The organism is Bradyrhizobium septentrionale, assembly GCF_011516645.4.
Lineage (GTDB): Bacteria > Pseudomonadota > Alphaproteobacteria > Rhizobiales > Xanthobacteraceae > Bradyrhizobium > Bradyrhizobium septentrionale.
Genome location: NZ_CP088285.1, coordinates 8,235,164 through 8,250,694, shown reverse-complemented (window position 1 = coordinate 8,250,694; position 15,531 = coordinate 8,235,164). Strand labels below are relative to the sequence as shown.

Sequence of the window (15,531 nt, the reverse complement as noted above, 5' to 3'; positions counted from 1 at the left end):
CTCCTGCGACGCGATTTATTGGGGTGCCACCGTCGCCGCGTAGGCGGCGAAGGGCGTTGCGTCGTAAATCACCTCGGTCGAAGCGATCTTGCCGTTCTTGATCTTGAGAAGCTCGGCGACAGTCGAGTTCGGAACAGGATGGGTTTCCGCGTGGTAGACGACCACGGCATGCTCATCGTCACCAAAGGCCGCAAGAACCACGACCTTTTTGATCATGCGGGCGAAGCCCTCGTGAAAGCCGCGGAATGCCTGCGTGCCGGTCAGCCGACCACGCGGCGAGTTGCAAACAACATCGTCGGTCGAAATCGAAATGATCGTGTCGACATCCTTGTTGGCGATTGCCTCGACATAGGCGCGGGCGATTGCGAGTGTCTTGCCATCGTGTTCAGTCATCATGTTCTCCTGTTCGAGATGATGCGCTGAACTAGCACAGGCCACTGACAGATTTTGTCAGTTTGATGCAAGCCCATGTATCGTTGCGGAATGTCTGCGAGTCTACGCCATTATCAAGTTCGGCCGGGTTGGCGCGCGATCTGTGGGCTGAGAGCGGTTAGGACGCCACGCGCTTGTCGCTTCTGCCGGTCAATCCGGCTAGAGCCCCGTTCCGATCGAGTCGGAACGGGCTCTAGGAGCCCGTCCAGATATGTTTTCGTGACGGGCATTTGTTGTAGAGTAGCAGGCTCAGGCTGCGTTTGCGAGGTTGAACAGCTTGAGGAGGTTATGGACGGTGCAGATCATTGTCCACTCGGCGCGCACTTTCTCGATGCCCCGCAACAGGAACTGGCGGAAGCCTCTTGCCTGTTTGATCTGCCCGAACACCGGCTCCACCACTTGCTTTCGCAATCGGTAGGGTGTTTCGAAGCCGCCATCGTCGATCTTCTTTCGCATGGCCTGTGTCAGCGGGCCGCCGACTTTTCCGTTCGCTACTGTCGGGTGCTTGGCGCGTCCGGGCGCGACATAGCCATCGATGCTGCGTGTGTCGAGCGCTTCGAGATTGGCTTCGCTGCAGTAGCCGGAATCCGCTGAGGCCTGCCGCGGCTTGCGGCCAAGATTGCTCTCGATGGCCTCGATCAGGGGCACCAACTGGCCCTGATCGCTGCCGTGCTGGGTCAGTTCTTGCGCGACAATGATCTGGGCATGTGCATCGACGGCCGCCTGGGCATTATAGGCCTGAACGAAGCCATCCTTCGACTTCATGATGCGGCTTTCCGGATCGGTGAAGTTGCGTTGCGCCTTGGGATTGGGTTCCTCCGATGGCAGCGCCGCCGGTTTGCCCGGCTTCTTGCGGCCTTCGGCCTGGCGCTGCTGTTCCTTTTCGGCCTCGATGCGGCGCTCTTCCTCCGCCGCCAGTTTGGCGTCCGCTTCCAGCGCCGCCATCGCTTGCTGGATCTTCGCCAGCCGTTTCTGCTTGTCGACGGTCCAGTCCGGCAGTTCGTCGCTGTTGCCGAAAGTCTCATCCTCCGAGGCATCCGCCGCCTCGGCGGCCGCCAGCATGCGAGCGACCTCGGCCTTCAATTCCGCCTCGCGCTTCTTCATGCGCTCATAACTCATCGCCTTGTGTTTCGACGCGTTCGCCTTGATCTTCGTACCATCCAGCGCGACATGACCGAGCTTGACCAGCCCGGCCGTCTCGCACAACTTCAGAACCTGCACGAATAGCGCGCCGAGCGCCTTCAAATGTCGCTTGCGAAAGTCGCTGATCGTCCGAAAATCCGGCGCATCCAGCGCCACGATCATCACAAAATCGTTCCGCTCCCGGCAGGCCTTGGCAATCCGACGCGACGAATACAGCCCACTCGCATAGCTATGCAGCAGCAGCGCCACCATCATCCGCGGATCAAACGGCGGCTGCCCAAGCCCGCTCACATAGCTGCCCATGATCTCCCTGAGATCGAGGCTCTCCCGCACCAGATCAACCATAAACCGCGAGACATGGCCTTTCGGCACGAAGTCCTGCACATTCGGCGGCAGAAGCAGCGTCTGATCGATGTTCCAAGGCCGAAAATACTTGCTCATCGCCCAATGTTGAATCAGACCCGACCAGATTTGAACAGCGACTATCCAGACAAGCTCCTAGATTCTTGTCTTGACGCATTTTCTCCACGCGAACCGGTACCCACTTCGCTCGAAAATGCTCTACCATCGCCACAACAGGCAACGCCAAGCCGCCGCTCACGGGAGTTTTCGCCATGCAACAGCAGACACCGCCGGAACAGTTCGACCTCGCGGCAATAGTCGCCGACCTGAACAACCTGCTGCGGCTGAAGACCACGGTCATCGGGATCAAGATGTTCGCGCGCGTCGAGGAGATGGAGGCGATCCCGAAGATCCGGCGTCCGTCGGCGGTCCACACCACCGATCAGATCGTCAGCATGGCCTCGCGGCTCGGCTGGACGGTCGGCATCACCGGCGACGATCTGGTCGGCGCGCAGTGCCGCGCGGTGATCGGGCTCGCGCCGCAGGACGAGAAGTGGCTTGCCGGCGAGAACTATGTCGGCGTTTGGCACGGCACGGCCGAGGACGCGCGCAAGCGCCAGGAGGCGCTCGACGTGGTGCCTTACGGCCGGTACCAGGCGATGGCGGTGAGCCCGCTGACCAGCGGCCGGCTCAATCCGCCCGACATCTGCCTCGTCTATGCGACGCCGGGACAGATGATCATCCTGATCAACGGGCTGCAGTACACCGGCTACAAGAAGTTCGAATGGGGCGTGGTCGGCGAAACCGCCTGTGCGGATTCGTGGGGGCGGGCGCTGAAGACCGGCGAGCCGAGCCTGTCGCTGCCGTGCTTCGCCGAGCGCCGTTATGGCGGCGTGCCCGACGAGGAGATGCTGATGGCGCTGCCGCCGGCCTATCTGGTCAAGGCGATCGCCGGCATGAAGCAGCTCGCCAAGAACGGCCTGCGTTACCCGATCGCGCCCTATGGCATCCAGGCCGACGTGCGTGCGGGCATGGGCGTGTCCTACGCCAAGAAATAGCGGAGAAATAGCGGCAAGAAATAGCCGCAAGAAATAGCCAATTGCGTCGCCGCGCCCGCAATGACAAAAGGGCGCCCAATCGCAGGGAGCCTGATCCATGTCCTCGAAACTCGACATCGTCGTCTATGGCGCGACCGGCTTCACCGGTCAGCTGGTCGCCGAATATCTCGCCGCGCATTATCGCGACGGCAGCCTGAAATGGGCGATGGCCGGGCGCAGCAAGGACAAGCTCGCTTCGGTCCGCGACGCGATCGGCGCGCCTGCCGATACGCCGCTGATCGTTGCCGATGCCGGCGACGCTGCATCGCTGAAGGCGATGCTGGCGCAGACCAAATCGGTGATCTCGACGGTCGGTCCGTATCAGCTCTATGGCAACGAGCTGATCGCGGCCTGCGTGGAAAGCGGCACCGACTATTTCGATCTGTGCGGCGAGCCGGTCTGGATGCGGCAGATGATCGACAAATACGAAGCCGCGGCAAAGGCCAGCGGCGCGCGCATCGTGTTCTCCTGCGGCTTCGATTCGGTGCCGTTCGAGCTCGGCACGTTCTTTGTCCAGGACGAGGCCCGGCGCGTGTTCGGCGCGGCCGCACAGCGCGTCAAGGGCCGGGTGCGCGACATGCGCGGCACGCTGTCCGGCGGCACCGCCGCGAGCGCCAAGGCGACTTTCGATGCGGTCGCCAAGGACCTCAGCCTGGTTGCGATCCTCAACAATCCCTTCGCGCTGACGCCGGGCTTCGAGGGCCCGAAGCAGCCGCGCGGCAGCAAGCCGGCTTACGAGGAGGATCTGCACTCCTGGACCGCGCCGTTCATGATGGCGCTGATCAACACGCGCAACGTCCACCGCTCCAACATGCTGATGGGCTTTCCCTACGGCAAGGACTTCGTCTACGACGAGATGGTCCTGACCGGTCCGGGCGAAAAGGGCGAGGCGAACGCCAAGAAGGTGATGGCGCTGAATTCGGAGAAGACTGGGCCGAGCGCGCCGAAGCCGGGCGAGGGCCCTTCCAAGGAAGAGCGCGAGAACGGCCGCTACGATCTGCTCTATATCGCGGTCGCGCCCGACGGCCGCATGGTCCGCGCCGGCATCAAGGGCGATCGCGATCCCGGCTACGGCTCGACCTCGAAGATGATCTCGGAATGTGCGATCTGCCTGTTGCGCGATACGCGGGATGTAGCCCCCGGCTTCTGGACCCCGGGAGCCGCGATGCAGCACAGACTGATCAAGCGCCTAGTCGATCGCGCCGGGCTGACGTTTGAGGTCGAGAAGTAGTTCGCGCACCCTCTTCGGTGTCATCGCCCGGCTAGTCCGGGCGATCCAGTATTCCAGAGACGCTTGTGTTTTGCGGAGAAGCCGCGGCGTACTGGATGCCCCGCTTTCGCGGGGCATGACAGCGAAATGCTACGCCGCCGCGCGCGGATTATAGGCGTACATGAAATCCATGCCCTTGGAAGACACCGGCAGGATTAGCTTCAGCATGTGATCGCGCAGCCAGGCGCCGGTCGGGCTGAATTCACGCTTGCTGTTGCCGTTGCGGCGGGCGATTGCGACGATTTTCTCGGCGCGCGGGCGCCGCTCGTGCTCGAAGGCCTGGAAGGTCAGGCCGAGCTCCTGGCCGTCGCGCATCAGCACTGCAAGCCGCAACGCATCTTCCAGCGCGAGCGACGCGCCCTGGCCGGCATGCGGGCTGGTGGCATGCGCGGCGTCGCCGATCAAGAGCGTGCGCTTGCGCGACCAGGTCGGCAGCGTTGCGACGTCGAGCGTGTCGGTCACCACGATATTCTCCGCGGCCTCGATGATCTCGGGGATCGGCGCATGCCAGCCGGCGTGGAAATCGCGCAGATGCTGCCTGATCGCATCCTGGCTCTGCAGCCGGTAGGCCGCTGCGGTCATGCCGTGCGACGGCTGCGTGCTCCACCACATCGCGCCGGTGTCCGGATCGGGGCTGCACAGCCCGTAGCCGAAGAAGCCGCTTTGCCCGAACGTGCTCGCCACCTTCTGGCCGATCGGCAGGCGCTCGATCATGGCGCGCGGCACGAAGCCGCCGAAGCCGATCAGCCCGGTGTCGAACGGCGTCGGCCCGTCGGGGATCACGTGACGCCGCACCGCCGAATGCACGCCGTCGGCGCCGATCACGAAATCGCCCTCGGCAGTGGTGCCGTCGGCGAAATAGGCTGTTACGGGCTGGTCGCCGCGATCCTCGATCTTGACCAGCCGCTTCTCGAAGAACACCGAGACGTTGGAGGCCCACGCCTTGTCGATCAGGGTCTCGTTCAGGGTCGCGCGGCACATGTTCACCGCGGGCTGGCCGAAGCGCTGCTGCATGTTCTGGTTGAGGGAGCCGAGCTTCTTGCCGCCCTGCGAATAGAAGTCGAAGGATTCGGCGATCGAGCCGCTGCGGATCAATTCGTCGGCGACGCCGAGCTCCGCCAGCACGTGCATGCCGTTGGGCGCAATCTGCAGTCCGCCGCCGACCCGGTCGAATAGGGCCAGGCTTCATAGAGCTCGGCCTCGATACCGGCGCGGGTCAAAAACATCGCGGTCACCGGACCTGCGATGCCGGCGCCGATGATGAGTGCCTTGCGGGGACGTCGGGTCATCGTGTCTTGCTCCATGCATCCATGTCGGCTAGGAAGAGTTAGCAGCTAATAATCTTAGCTACTAAGATATTTATCGACTAAGGTATGAGGTGAAGCTTGTCAAGCGCGAAATCGCGCGGCGCCTTGCTGCAGGAGCTGGAAGAAGCATTGCGACGGTCGTCGGCGCAGGGCGTGCTGTACGGTCAAACCGTTGCCAACGTGGCGGGAATTTCCGGTTCCGACCTCGAATGCATCGACATCGTCCTCCTGGAAGGACGCGTGACGGCGGGTCGCCTTGCCGAGGTCACCGGGCTGACCACGGGAGCGATCACCGGCGTGGTCGACCGGCTGGAGAAGGCCGGCTACGTGCGCCGGGAGCGTGACGAGAGCGATCGTCGCAAGGTGTTCATCTCGGTCGTGCCGGAGGCGGTCGAGAAGATCGGTCAGTATTACGTGCCGCTGCAGCAGGCGATGCAGAAGGTCTTCAGCGGCTATAGCGAGGACGAATTGCGCCTGCTGCTGCGCTTCACCAATGATGGTTACAAGGGCGTATTGGGGGCAACCGGCGCACTGAAAGTCGTGATCGATACGCCGCCGGAGCAGCGCGCCAATCTCAAGATGTCGCCGAAATCTCGCCGGTGACCTGCGCCGCTGTCGCGCGATAGCGCTCGGCCGCCGCGTACATGCCCCACATCGTGCCCAGCATCATCCAGAAGTGCCGCCAGTGGTCGGTATCGATGATGAAGCTCTCGCCGACGAAGCCGAGAAACCCCGCGAAGACCGCGAGATAGCCGCGCTGCCACGGCACCCGCGCGTACACGTAACGGAAGCCGATGAACGCGCTGACGAACACCAGCGCCGGATAGCAGATGCCCGAGATCCAGCCGCCCGACATGAAGGCGTTGAGATAGGAATTGTGGGTGTCCTCGGGGAAGTAGGTGTGGAATTGCAACGGCCCGATGCCGAACGGCAGCTCGAGCGCCATCTGGGCGCCGAGGATGTGACGGCCGAACCGGCCGAAGCGGCCTTCGTCATAGCTCTGGTCGAAGCTCGCGCGCTGCTTGAACATGTCGGCGACCGAGCCGATCGAGAGCAGCACCGCAATCAGCGCCACCGCCAGGACCGCGGCGATCAGGGTCATCACGATGATGCGCGAGCGCTGCGCCTGCGTGCGGCTGGTGAACACCATCATCGCCAGCATGAAGGCCGCGGTGATGACGAGGCCGCCCCAGGCGGCGCGGGAGAACGACAGCAGGATCGCCAGCGAGATGATGCCGAAGGCGATGGCGTTGCGGAACGCCTTGCCGAAGCGGTCGGAGACGACGCTCTGCAGCGTGAACAGCGCCGGCAGGATCAGGAACGCGCCGAGCACGTTCGGATCCTTGAAGGTGCCGCGGGCGCGGTCATACAGCGTCAGCAGATCGTAGCCGCCGGGCACCAGACGGAAATAGCCGGCGATGCCGGCGAGCGAGGCGATCATCGCGCCGACGATCAGTCCCCGGCGCAACATGTCGAGGCGGGCTTCGGTGTCCTCCGACATCACCATCGCGAAGAAGATGACGGTGACGGCCATGTACCAGGAGGTGAGGACCCAGTTCACCACCTCCGGCTTGTCGAGGAACGGCACCGCGCCGATGCTGTAGCCGACATTGAGCACGATCAGTGTGAACAACAGCGGCATGAACACGAGCCGCATGCGCAGGCCCGTGGCGAAGAACACCACGCAGGCGGTCAGCGTGACGAGTTCATACGGGCTCGGCTCGATGAACACGATGGCGCCGGACGCGCCGGCCAGCCACATCAGCGCCCGCTGCAGCGCCAGCACGCCCGCTGGCGCGGATGTCAGCGAATGGGACGTCCCGGCTGTCGCCGCATAGGCCATCGGATACTCACGCAACGCAACAGATACACAAGCTGACGCTCGCCTCGGCGAAGGAGTATCAGCGACAGGCAATCGATCTCAGTACGCGTTCTCGTTCTTGGTCAGCAACGAGAGCGGCGTCTTGAGCAGAATGTAGAGGTCGAACAGCACCGACCAGTTCTCGATATAATAGAGGTCGTATTCGACGCGCTTCTGGATCTTCTCGTCGGTGTCGACCTCGCCGCGCCAGCCGTTGATCTGCGCCCAGCCGGTGATGCCGGGCTTGACGCGGTGACGGGCGAAATAGCCGTCGACGGCCTCGTCGAACAGCTGGTTCTGCAGCTTGCTCTGCACGGCGTGCGGGCGCGGACCGACCAGGGAGAGGTTGCCCTTCAGTACCACGTTGAACAGCTGCGGCAATTCGTCGAGCGAGCTCTTGCGGATGAAGCGGCCGACCCGGGTGACGCGCGGATCGTTCTTGGTCACGACCTTGGAGGCGGTCGGATCGGCCTGGTGGTGGTAGAGCGAACGGAATTTGTAGACGTCGATCCGCTCATTGTTGAAGCCGAAGCGCTTCTGGCGGAACAGCACCGGGCCGGGGCTGTCGAGCTTCACCGCGAGCGCCACCAGTCCCAGCACCGGCAGCGCGGCGAGCAAAGCGAGGCCGCCGACCACGCGGTCGAACAGCCATTTCAGCACCAGATCCCAGTCGGTGATCGGCGCCTCGAACACGTCGAGCGTCGGCACGTTGCCGACATAGGAGTAAGAGCGGGGGCGGAAGCGCAGCTTGTTGGTATGGGCCGACAGGCGGATGTCGACCGGCAGCACCCAGAGCTTCTTCAGCATTTCCAGGATGCGGGTCTCCGCCGAGATCGGCAGCGCGAACAGCACGAGGTCGACGCGGGTGCGGCGGGCGAACTCGACGATGTCGTCGACCTTGCCGAGTTTCGGTGAGCCCGCGCAGGTATCCATGGCGCGGGAGTCGTTGCGGTCGTCGAACACGCCGAGCACGTGGATGTCGGAATCATCGTCGGCGTTCAGCGCCTCGATCAGGTGCTCGCCGTTCTGATCGGCGCCGACAATGATGGTGCGGCGGTCGAGCCGCCCGTCATGCGCCCAGGCGCGCACCATCGATCGCAGCAGCACCCGCTCGGCGATCAGCATCACGAGGCCGACGCAGAAGAACGACGACAGCCAGACGCGCGATACCTCGCCGCCGAGCTTGGCCAGGAATGAGACGCCGATGAACAGCAGGAACACGAAGGTCCATGACGAGATCATCCGCGTCATCTGGCGCAGCTGGCCGCGGAAGACCTGCACCTGGTAGATGTCGGCGGCCTGGAAGCAGACCACGGCCGCGGCCGACATGCCGAGGATCGAGGCGATGTATCCCCAATGGATGCCGCCGGCGAGCGGGCGGACATAGGCGAAATAGAGCCCGACGCCGACCAGGCTGAGCAGCACGAAATCGGCGACGCGGACCACGCCCGCGATCACCACCGGCGAATAGGCGCCGCGAACTTTCTGATTGGTAACGGCGAGTGCGGCCGGCGACAGGCGCCGGCGGCGTTCGACCTGCGGCTTGGTAGCCGTTGCAGACGCAGCGGCATCCAGCATCGAGCGTGCGTTAAACGGTTCCACGAGTCCACGTCCATTCCTGCGCATGCAGATGGGCATCCGCGCGCTGCAGCGAAATTCCCCCGGACGTGACTTAAGGGGACAAATCGGAAGAAACGGTTACGTGTGCAAGAAGTGGTTAACGTTTGGCAAATGCGTCGCGGTAGCCGGCCAGCACGCCCTCGACCATCGCGCTCTGCGAGAAATGTTCGGAAATCCGCTCGCGCAGTTTTTGCGCGCGCGCCGCGGTCGCTGTGGGATTGTCGAGCGCGGCCTTGATGGCGTCGGCCATCGCGGCGGCATTGCTGGGCGCGAACAGGGCGTCGGCGTGGGTGTCGAAGATCTCCGGGATGCCGCCGACATCGGCGGCGATCATCGGAACGCCGGCCGCGCCCGCCTCGATCACGACATAGGGCATCGAATCGCCGCGTGAGGGAACCACCAGCAGGCTGCCCTTGGAGAAGCCGAAGCGCGCCTTGACGTGACCGATGAAGCGGACGGCATCACCGAGTGACAGCCGCTTCACCTGCTCCTTGAGCCGCTCGAACTCCTCGCCGTCGCCGCCGAGCGTCAGCGTCACCGGCTTGCCGTCGGCGCGCAATTTCGCCACCGCGTCGATCAGGAGATCGGCGCCCTTGATGCGCCGGAATTCGCCGACATAGGCCACGTCGGAGGCATCGTCGGCCTTGGGCACCGGCTCGAATTCCTCCGATGTGACGCCGTTGAAGACGCAGCGCACGAGGCCCGCAGGCTTGCCCACGGTCCGCTGATAGGTGTCGCGGGCGAACGCGCTCTCGAACAGGAACAGGTCGGTGCTGTTCATCAGCGTGCGCTCGAGCTGGCTGTAGAAGCGGCCTTTCCAGGTGTCGAGCGGGTAGTGCAGTGAGCCGCCATGCGGCGTGTAGACCCGGATCACCTTGTCCGACCGCCGCCGCAGCCGGACATAGGCGCCGGCCTTGGCGCCATGGCCGTGCACGACATCGGGTTTCAGCTTGCGGATCAGGCCGGCGATGTGTGCCCAGACCATGAAGTCGGCGAAGCGCGGCTCGCGGCGTATCGCCACCCGGTGGACGCCGAGCTTGAGGTGCGGCTCGATCTCGGCCAGCACCGCGGCGGCACGCGTGCCGCCGGTCAGGCTGTCGGCGACGATGCCGACATGATGGCCGCGTTCGATCTGGCCGTTGGCGACATCGAGGATATGACGAATGATGCCGCCGACCGGGGCGCGGACGACATGCAGGATGCGCAGCGGCTGTTCCTGATTCTGTGCCATCGATCAGAACCAGCGCTCGCCGACGAACACGGTGTCGCCGGGGCCGAGCGGCGTGCCCAGCGGCACGACGAAGCGGCCCGCGCCCGATGCATCGGTGTGGGTGAGGGTGACCTGGTCGCGCCTGGCGCGCGGCGAGAAGCCGCCGGCGATTGCGACCGCGCTCTCCACCGTCATGTTGGGCACATAGGGATATTGGCCGGGGGCTGCGACTTCACCGAGGATGAAGAACGGCCGATAGGACTCGATCTCGACCGCCACCGAAGGCTCGCGGATGAAGCCGTTGCGCAGCCGCGCGGTGATCTCGGCGGCAAGCCCCGCAGGCGTCCGGCCGCGCGCCGGCACCGAACCGATCAGCGGCATGGTGATCGCGCCGGCCGCGCCGATCGCATAGGAGTTGGTCAGGCCTTCCTGGCCATAGACCACGACGCGGAGCTTGTCGCCGGGGCCGAGATTATAGCCGCCGTGCTGCGGCACGGGCTCGGCATAGGCCACGGGAGTTGCGAGGGGCGGCTGGGCATAGGCCATCGAATCGAGGCCGGGGTCGCGGGCGATCGGCGACGTCCGGCCCATGCAGCCCGACAGCGCGAGCGCAGCAATCAGACAAACAAGGGGAGCGCGCAAATCGCGCATGTCAGGAATCCCGAGAAAATACCGGCCCCCGATTAACGGCACGCATGGTTAACAAAGAATGACGGCGGGGGTGGTGGCCGCCATGTCCATCAACCGCGCCGATTAACCCAGCAGCAACCTTAATGGACTGTAATCGCGGCCATTGAGGTGGAATCGCGGCGTCCGCGGGAGTTCGTTATGCGTTTTGCATTCTGGCGTAGAGGCAAGGAAAAGGCCGTCGTGCAACGGGCGTTGCCGAAGTCTGCGCCCGTTGCCGACGAGGTCGGCGTCAAGCCGGCCCCGCCTAAACCTGCTCCCGACAAGCCGGCGGCTGCGTCCGAGGCGGCCGATCTCGATCTTCACGTGCTCGGCCGCGCGCTGGCGCGCAAGCGCGGCTGGATCATCGTGCCGACCGTGCTGGTGTTCGCGTTGTCGCTGGCCGCCGTCAATGTCGTGACGCCGCGCTACAAGTCGGAAGCGCGAATCCTGATCGATAATCGCGAGAACGCCTTCCTGCGCCCGAACGGCGAGCGCGACCTGGAACGCACCTCGCTCGACGCCGAGGCCGTGACGAGCCAGGTGCAGCTGCTGCTGTCGCGCGATCTCGCGCGCGACATCATCAAGAAGAACAAGCTCGCCGAGCGTCCGGAATTCGATCCGGTGCTGCGGGGCTTTTCCCCGCTGAAGTCGCTGCTGGCGCTGTTCGGCATCGGCCGTGACCCGTTCAGCCTGACGCCGGAAGAGCGGGTGCTCGATTCCTATTACGAGCGCTTCCAGGCCTTTGCGGTCGACAAGTCGCGCGTCATGGTGATCGAATTCCAGTCGGAGGATCCCGAGCTTGCGGCGCGTGTCGCCAACTCGATCGCGGACGGCTATCTCGTGCTGCAGCAGGCGGCTCGGCAGGACCAGGCCAAGTCCGCCAGCACCTGGTTGCTTGGCGAGATCGACAAGCTGCGCACGAAGGTAGCGGAAGCGGATTCGCGGGTCGAGGAATTCCGCTCCAAGTCGAGCCTGTTCGTCGGCACCAACAACATCCCGCTGTCGAACCAGCAGATGGGCGAATTGAACACGCAGCTCAACAATGCCCGGGCGCTGAAGGCGGATGCCGAGACCAAGGCGCGGCTGATTCGTGAGATGCTGCAGGGCGGCAAGCCGATCGAGGCTTCGGAAGTGCTCAATTCCGAGCTGATCCGCCGGCTGGCCGAGCAGCGCGGCACGCTACGCGCGCAGCTCGCCGAGCAGTCCTCGACGCTGCTCGACAACCATCCGCGGATCAAGGAATTGAAGGCGCAGATCGCCGACCTCGACCGGCAATTGCGCGAGGAGGCCGGCAAGATATCGCGCTCGCTGGACAACGACGCTCGCGTCGCCGATGCCCGCGTCCAGGCGCAGCAGGCGGGCCTGGACCAGTCGAAGAGGCAGGCGTCGTCGAGCAACAGCCAGGACGTGCAGCTGCGCGGGCTGGAGCGTGAAGCCAAGGCGCAGCGTGACCTGCTGGAAGCCTATCTCGCCAAATATCGCGAGGCGACCTCACGCGAGAACATCGAGGCCGCGCCGACCGACGGCCGCATCATCTCGCGCGCCACGGTCTCGAACACGCCGGCCTATCCGAAGAAGCTGCCGATCGTGCTGATCGCGACGCTGGCGAGCCTGTTGCTGTCATCAGGCATCATCATCACCGGTGAACTGCTGCGCATCTCGGCGCCCGGTGCGGTTGGCCGCGCCTTCGCACCGGCAGCGGCGGTGATCAGGCGCCGCGAGCCGGTCATGGAGACCGCGACTGAGGATGAGCCGGCACTGACGCTGCCGGCTGAACCCGAGTTCGAATCGCCGCTCGCACCCCGGCTGCCGCAGGAGCCTGAACTGCCGCCGGAGCCCTCAGTCGCGTATGAACCTGCCCTCAGCGCGCCGCAGCCTGCGCCCGCAGAGATCGTCGACGAGATCGACGAACTGGCCGAACGCCTCGTCGCGGCCGGTCCGGCCGCCCACAAGGTCACGGTGCTCGGTCCGGCCGCCGGCGAGAGCGTCACGCTGACCGCGCTGACGCTGGCCCGTTTGATGGCGCGCCAGGCCAAGGTCGTGGTCGTCGATCTGGTCGCGTCCTCGCCGGTGCTGACGGCGGCGACCGTCGACCCCGCGGCACCCGGCCTTGCCGAACTGATGCAGGGCGAGGCGACGTTCGCGCAGATCATCACCAAGGACCGGCAGTCGCGGGTTCAGATCGTCAGCGCCGGACGTCCGGGCTTCGATCGTGCGCATCTGCAATCGCCGCGGCTGGGGCTTGCGATCGACGCGCTGCTGCGGGTCTACGACCACGTGCTGCTCGACGCCGGCACGGCCGTCGACCTGCCGGCCGAGCTGCTGACCGCCAGGGCGCAGGCCGTCGTCGTGCCCGACGCCGGAATGGCGCAGGATGCGCGCCGTTCCATGGTCGCTCAGCTCAAGGCCGTCGGCTTCTCCGAAGTGACGATGCTGAGCAAGCCCTGCGCGCCGTCGGAGACGGTCGTTGCTGGCCCACGGGTGGTGGCGGCCTGACCGCCACCGTCAGCCCGTCGGGGTAAATCCGGTCGCCTGCACGATCCCCTTCCAGTGCTCGGATTCCGAGGCGAGCAGCCCAGCAAATTCGTTCATCGCGATGGCGTCGACATCAACCGACAGCTTGGCCATGCCGGATTTGACCTCGTCGGTGCGCAGTGACGCCTGGATCGAGCCGTTGAGTTGCGCGACGATTGCCGGGGGCGTCTTCGCTGGCAGGAAGATGCCAAACCAGGTCAGGTCCTGAAGCGCGGGGTAACCGGCCTCCGCCACCGTCGGCACGTCGGGGAGGGCGTTGAGGCGGCTGGGACCGGTCGTTGCCAGAGCGCAAAGCTGTCCGGACTGCACTTGGCCCAGCAGGCTGTCGACCGGCATCACCGCCGATGCGATCTCGCCTTTCAGGAGATCCTGGACCGCCCCTCTGCCCTGATGGGAACGTGCAGATAGTCGAAGCCTGCGGTACGGCCGAGCATCGCGCCGATGAAATGCAGCGTGGTGCGAGCTTCCGGGAACGGCCACGGTTTCGGCTGCGATCGTCACCCTGAAGGGTCGCACGTTGGGCCCAACTGCGGAGATATTCATCGCCTGCATCCGCGAGGTGGCCAAAATGGCTGCAAGCACGGCGGGCGCTCGCAAATGACCGGCATTGCGAGCACCATTCCGTTTTGCGCGGGCGCCTGACGATCTAGTGCGCCATCATCGGCTCGCGCATCGAACGCTCGAGCACCGGATCGATCCGCAGCCGGATCGTGACCAGCGCGCCGATCAGACCGACGACCGCGAGCAGCAGCAGGCCTGCGGTAAATCCACCGGTCAGGTCTTTCAGGTAGCCCATGGCGAACGGGCCGGCGAAGCCTGAGAGATTGCCGAGCGAATTGATCGCGGCAATGCCCGCCGCGGCCGAGGCGCCGTTCAAAATGCTGGCCGGCATCGGCCAGAACATCGGCGGCACCGACGAAACGCCGATCTGCGCGAGGCAGAGCAGGCCGATGATCAGCACCGGACTGGAGACCAGCCCGGCGAGGCCGATGCCGACTGCGGCCAGCGTCAACGCGCCGGCAACATGGTATCGCCGCTCGCCGGTCTTGTCGGAATGGCGGCCGAGCAGCACCATGCCGACCGCGCCGAACACGAAGGGCAGGGCGGCGATCAGGCCGGTCTGGGTGTCGGTGACGCCGAACGCCTTGATGATGGTCGGCAGGAAGAATGCGACGCCGTAGCTTGCCGCGTTCAGGCAGAAATACACCAGCGCGCAGGCCAGCACCCGCGAATCGGTGAGCGATTGCAGCACCGAGATGTGCTCCACCGCCTCCTTCTTCTGCCGTTCGATCTCGAGCGTGTTCTGGACCCACTTGATCTCGTCGGGTTGCAGCCAAGTCGCCTGGCGCGGGAAGTCGGGCAGCATGACCAGAACGGCGAAGCCGACCAGCACCGACGGCAGCGCTTCCAGGATGAACAGCCACTGCCACCCGGAGAGACCGCCGCCCGACAGATTGAGCAGCAGACCCGAGATCGGCGCGCCGATGATGCTGGAGATCGGGATCGCGAGCATGAACAGGCTGATGACGCGCGCCCGATAGACCGTCGGGAACCAGAGCGTCAGATAGAAGATGATGCCGGGGAAGAAGCCGGCCTCGCATGCGCCGAGCAGCAGGCGCAGGAAGTAGAAGATCCACTCGCTCGACAGGCCGCTCGCCGCGGACATCTGCGGGATGAAGGCGAATGCCGCCGAGACGATGCCCCAGCTGATCATGATACGGGCGATCCAGCGCCGCGCGCCGAACCGCTCCAGAAGGATGTTCGAGGGCACCTCGAAGAAGAAGTAGCCGATGAAGAACAGCCCCGCGCCGAGCCCGTAGGCGGCTTCGCTCAGCCCGAGCGCGGTGTTCATGTGCAGCTTGGCGAAGCCGACATTGACGCGATCGAGGTAGGCCACGAAGTAACACAGGATGAGGAACGGAATCAGTCGCCGCATCATTTTCCCGATCGCACGCTTCTCGACATCGTCGGTCATCGTTCCCATCCCTTCTGGTTTTTCGATACGACGCACGGTGCCCGCGCTGTCCGGGCGGCACCTTGTGCAG

General features: G+C 64.8%; 12 protein-coding genes and 1 pseudogene. 4 read left to right on the top strand and 9 right to left on the bottom strand.

Annotated features, from left to right (window positions below):
- Window positions 1-15: 15 nt before the first annotated feature.
- Both HAP48_RS41175 and HAP48_RS41170 read right to left on the bottom strand, forming a co-directional pair.
- Window positions 16-393 carry a nuclear transport factor 2 family protein gene (locus tag HAP48_RS41175; protein ID WP_166205483.1) on the bottom strand — a complete coding sequence of 126 codons (378 nt, stop codon included), beginning with the start codon at window positions 391-393 and terminating at the stop codon, window positions 16-18.
- 288 nt (window positions 394-681) lie between these two features.
- Window positions 682-2,016, bottom strand: a complete 1,335-nt coding sequence (locus HAP48_RS41170; RefSeq protein ID WP_166202952.1) for an IS1182 family transposase — start codon at window positions 2,014-2,016, stop codon at window positions 682-684.
- Between the two features lie 173 nt (window positions 2,017-2,189).
- Here HAP48_RS41170 and HAP48_RS41165 point away from each other — a divergent pair, with 173 nt between their 5' ends.
- Complete coding sequence (locus HAP48_RS41165; protein WP_166205482.1) at window positions 2,190-2,975, top strand: DUF169 domain-containing protein; 786 nt, start codon at window positions 2,190-2,192, stop codon at window positions 2,973-2,975.
- Window positions 2,976-3,072: 97 nt separating this feature from the next.
- Entirely contained in the window at window positions 3,073-4,245 is a 1,173-nt protein-coding gene (locus tag HAP48_RS41160) for a saccharopine dehydrogenase family protein (protein WP_166205481.1), read from the top strand.
- Window positions 4,246-4,374: 129 nt separating this feature from the next.
- Here HAP48_RS41160 and HAP48_RS41155 read toward each other — a convergent pair.
- A pseudogene (locus HAP48_RS41155) lies at window positions 4,375-5,573 on the bottom strand (FAD-dependent monooxygenase).
- A 126-nt stretch (window positions 5,574-5,699) separates the two neighbouring features.
- Between HAP48_RS41155 and HAP48_RS41145 the strand changes: the two are divergent.
- Window positions 5,700-6,194: a MarR family winged helix-turn-helix transcriptional regulator gene (locus tag HAP48_RS41145; RefSeq protein ID WP_224497115.1), complete on the top strand. Its 495-nt coding sequence runs from the start codon at window positions 5,700-5,702 to the stop codon at window positions 6,192-6,194.
- On the opposite strand, the gene HAP48_RS41140 is transcribed toward HAP48_RS41145, so the two are convergent.
- The 4 genes from HAP48_RS41140 to HAP48_RS41125 form a co-directional block, all read right to left on the bottom strand.
- On the bottom strand, window positions 6,166-7,434 hold the full coding sequence (locus HAP48_RS41140) for an O-antigen ligase family protein (RefSeq protein WP_166205479.1): 1,269 nt from the start codon (window positions 7,432-7,434) through the stop codon (window positions 6,166-6,168). The two genes, HAP48_RS41145 and HAP48_RS41140, sit on opposite strands and share 29 nt — an antisense overlap.
- A gap of 78 nt (window positions 7,435-7,512) precedes the next feature.
- Window positions 7,513-9,054 (bottom strand): undecaprenyl-phosphate glucose phosphotransferase, encoded by a 1,542-nt coding sequence (locus HAP48_RS41135; protein WP_166205478.1) that lies wholly within the window; start codon window positions 9,052-9,054, stop codon window positions 7,513-7,515.
- Window positions 9,055-9,169: 115 nt separating this feature from the next.
- Window positions 9,170-10,303, bottom strand: a complete 1,134-nt coding sequence (locus tag HAP48_RS41130; protein ID WP_166205477.1) for a glycosyltransferase family 4 protein — start codon at window positions 10,301-10,303, stop codon at window positions 9,170-9,172.
- A gap of 3 nt (window positions 10,304-10,306) precedes the next feature.
- Window positions 10,307-10,933 (bottom strand): polysaccharide biosynthesis/export family protein, encoded by a 627-nt coding sequence (locus tag HAP48_RS41125; RefSeq protein ID WP_166205476.1) that lies wholly within the window; start codon window positions 10,931-10,933, stop codon window positions 10,307-10,309.
- A 177-nt stretch (window positions 10,934-11,110) separates the two neighbouring features.
- Between HAP48_RS41125 and HAP48_RS41120 the strand changes: the two genes are divergently transcribed.
- Entirely contained in the window at window positions 11,111-13,447 is a 2,337-nt protein-coding gene (locus HAP48_RS41120) for a GumC family protein (RefSeq protein ID WP_166205475.1), read from the top strand.
- 9 nt (window positions 13,448-13,456) lie between these two features.
- Here the strand turns inward: HAP48_RS41120 and HAP48_RS41115 are convergent, their stop codons facing one another.
- A complete protein-coding gene (locus HAP48_RS41115; RefSeq protein ID WP_224496807.1) occupies window positions 13,457-14,068 on the bottom strand; it encodes a Bug family tripartite tricarboxylate transporter substrate binding protein in 612 nt (203 codons plus the stop codon).
- A 64-nt stretch (window positions 14,069-14,132) separates the two neighbouring features.
- Window positions 14,133-15,470, bottom strand: a complete 1,338-nt coding sequence (locus HAP48_RS41110; RefSeq protein ID WP_166205474.1) for an MFS transporter — start codon at window positions 15,468-15,470, stop codon at window positions 14,133-14,135.
- Window positions 15,471-15,531: the final 61 nt, after the last annotated feature.